The sequence below is a fragment of the Terriglobales bacterium genome (assembly GCA_035457425.1).
GTDB lineage: Bacteria > Acidobacteriota > Terriglobia > Terriglobales > Acidobacteriaceae > JACPNR01.
Genome location: DATIBR010000041.1, coordinates 1 through 2,771, shown reverse-complemented (window position 1 = coordinate 2,771; position 2,771 = coordinate 1). Strand labels below are relative to the sequence as shown.

Annotated in this window: 2 protein-coding genes; both read left to right on the top strand. The window is 66.6% G+C overall.

The window, feature by feature from the left end; genetic code table 11:
- Nucleotides 1-633: cytochrome c3 family protein (locus VLA96_03190; GenBank protein ID HSE48193.1), on the top strand; the 633-nt coding region annotated here is incomplete at its 5' end.
- Between the two features lie 23 nt (nucleotides 634-656).
- On the top strand, nucleotides 657-2,771 hold a 2,115-nt coding region (locus tag VLA96_03185), incomplete at its 3' end, for a TAT-variant-translocated molybdopterin oxidoreductase (GenBank protein ID HSE48192.1).

Here is a 2,771-nt window from a genome sequence, read left to right as displayed (position 1 = left end):
CTCATCGCGGGACTCGGCTGGGCGGTGCTGGAAGTCAACCGCTCCTCCTACGTCACCCAGGCCTACGTCGCCCGCACTCAGCCCGTGCCCTTCAGCCACAAGCACCACGTCGAAGGCATGGGGATCGACTGCCGCTACTGCCACACCGGCGTGGAGAGCTCGCCGTTCGCCGGGATCCCGCCGACCAAGACCTGCATGAACTGCCACGCGCAGATCTGGTCGAACGCGCCCATGCTCGAGCCGGTGCGCGAGAGTTTCCGCACCGGGAAGTCGCTGGAGTGGACGCGGGTGAACGACCTGCCGGACTTCGTCTACTTCGACCACTCGATCCACGTGGCGAAGGGCGTGGGCTGCGACACCTGCCACGGCCCGGTGGACCGCATGCCGCTGATGTACCAGGCGCAGTCGCTGCAGATGGAGTGGTGCCTGAACTGCCACCGCGCGCCCGACAAGTTCCTGCGGCCGAAGAGCGAAGTCTTCAACATGCGCTACGAGCAGCCCAACGGCGAGCGGCCGGTGAACTTCGGCGGCAAGCAGTACACCGACCAGAGAGACCTGGGGAAAGACCTGATCAAGCTGTACGGCGTCCGCAGCCCGAACGACCTTCAGAGCTGCTCGACGTGCCATAGATAAAGGACGCAGGCGAAACGGGGACGATGTCCGCAGAGTGTCACGAGAAGAAGCAGGCCGCGGAAGCGGCGGAGCTGGTGAGAATCGACACCGGCAAGAAGCTCTCGCTCGACGAGGCGCGGGAGAAGCTCGCCGGGCAGAGCGGCCCGCGCTACTGGCGGTCGCTGCACGAGCTGGCCGAGACGCCGGAGTTCCGCCGCCTGCTGGATGACGAATTCCCGCGGCACGCTTCCGTGCTCGACGACGTGAGCCGGCGCGACTTCATGAAGGTCGCCGCCGCCGGCCTGGCGCTCGCGGGATTGTCGGCGTGCACCAAGCAGCCGGCGGAGCAGATCATCCCGTTCGTCCGGCAGCCGGAGAACATGCTGCCGGGTAAGCCGACCTACTTTGCCACCGCGATGCCGTTCCCGACGGGCGCCTTCCCACTGCTGGCGAAGAGCAACGAGGGCCGGCCGACGAAGGTGGAAGGGAACCCGCAGCATCCGGCGTCGCTCGGTGGGTCAGACCCGTTCGCGCAGGCCTCGGTACTCGGGCTCTACGATCCCGACCGCTCGCAGACCATCCAGAACCTGGGTGAAGTGCGGCCGTGGGGCGAGTTCCTGGGCGCGGTGCGGCAGCCGCTGGTTGCGCAGAAGTCGCTCGGCGGCGCCGGCATCCGGTTCCTCGCCGAGACGGTGATCTCGCCGACGCTGGCGCAGCAGATGCGCGACCTGCTGAAGCTGTATCCGCAGGCGAAGTGGTTCCAGTACGAGCCGGTGAATCGCGACGCGCTCTGGGCGGGCACGAAGCAGGCGTTCGGCCAGCCGGCGCAGCCGGTCTACAAGCTCGAAGCGGCGGACGTGATCGTCTCGCTCGACGCCGACTTCCTGTCGGCGGGCTTCCCGGGATTCCATCGCTACGCGCGCGAGTTCGCCTCGCGGCGCAAGGTGCAGCACGACGAGCGTGGCAAGTCGCAGCGCGGGATGAACCGGCTGTACGTGATCGAGAGCACGCCGTCGAACACCGGCGGCAAGGCGGACCACCGGCTGGCGAAGAGGGCGAGCGAGGTACAGGACGTTGCATCCGAGCTTGGAGCAGCGTTTGGAATGGGCGAGGGCAAGCCAGACTTTTCCGGACCCGATGGCAAGTTCCTCCAGGCGCTAGTGAAGGACCTGCAGGCGCACCGTGGCTCATCCCTCGTCATCGCGGGCGAGCATCAGTCGGCATACATCCATTGGTGCGCGGCGAAGATCAATGAAGCTCTGGGCAACGTCGGCAAGACCGTCGTTTACACCGACCCGATCGAAGCCAACCCGGTCGACCAGATGGCGGGGCTGCGGGAACTGGTCGGCGAGATGTGGGCGGGCAAGGTGGACATGCTCGTCATCGTGGGCGGCAACCCGGTGTACGACGCGCCCGCCGACCTCGACTTTGCCGGCGCCATCCGCAAAGTGCCGCGCGTCTTCCGGCTGGGGCTCTACTTCGACGAGACCTCGTGGCTCTCGCACTGGCACGTGCCGATGGCGCACTACCTGGAGTCGTGGAGCGATACGCGCGCCCACGACGGCACCGTCTCGATCGTTCAGCCGCTCATCGCGCCGCTCTACGACGGCAAGACCGCGCACGAGTTCCTGCAGGCGTTCACGGACGCGCCCGGCATTCCCGGATACGAGACGCTGCGGAACTACTGGAAGTCGCAACACACGGGTGTGGACTTCGAGACGTGGTGGCGCAAGGCGCTGTACGACGGCTTCATCGAGGGCTCCGCGCTGCCGGAGAAGCAGTTCACGGCGAAAAATGTTCCGCCGCCTCCGGATCCGCACACAACGGGAGGCAAGCTCGAGGTCATCTTCCGTCCCGATCCCTCGGTCTACGACGGGCGCTTCGCCAACAATGGATGGCTGCAAGAGCTGCCCAAGCCCATGACGAAGATGACCTGGGACAACGCCGTGCTGATGAGCCCGACGACGGCAAAGAAGCTCGGCCTGTTCTCCGATTCCACCGGCGCCTACGAAGACCCCGGCGGCGGCAAGACGCCGGTCGGTCCGGACAGCGAGGGATTCACCGACGTCGTCGTCGTGAAGTACCAGGGCAAAGAGATCAAGGGCGCGGTGTGGACGGTGCCCGGGCATCCCGACGACGCCATCACGCTGACGCTGGGC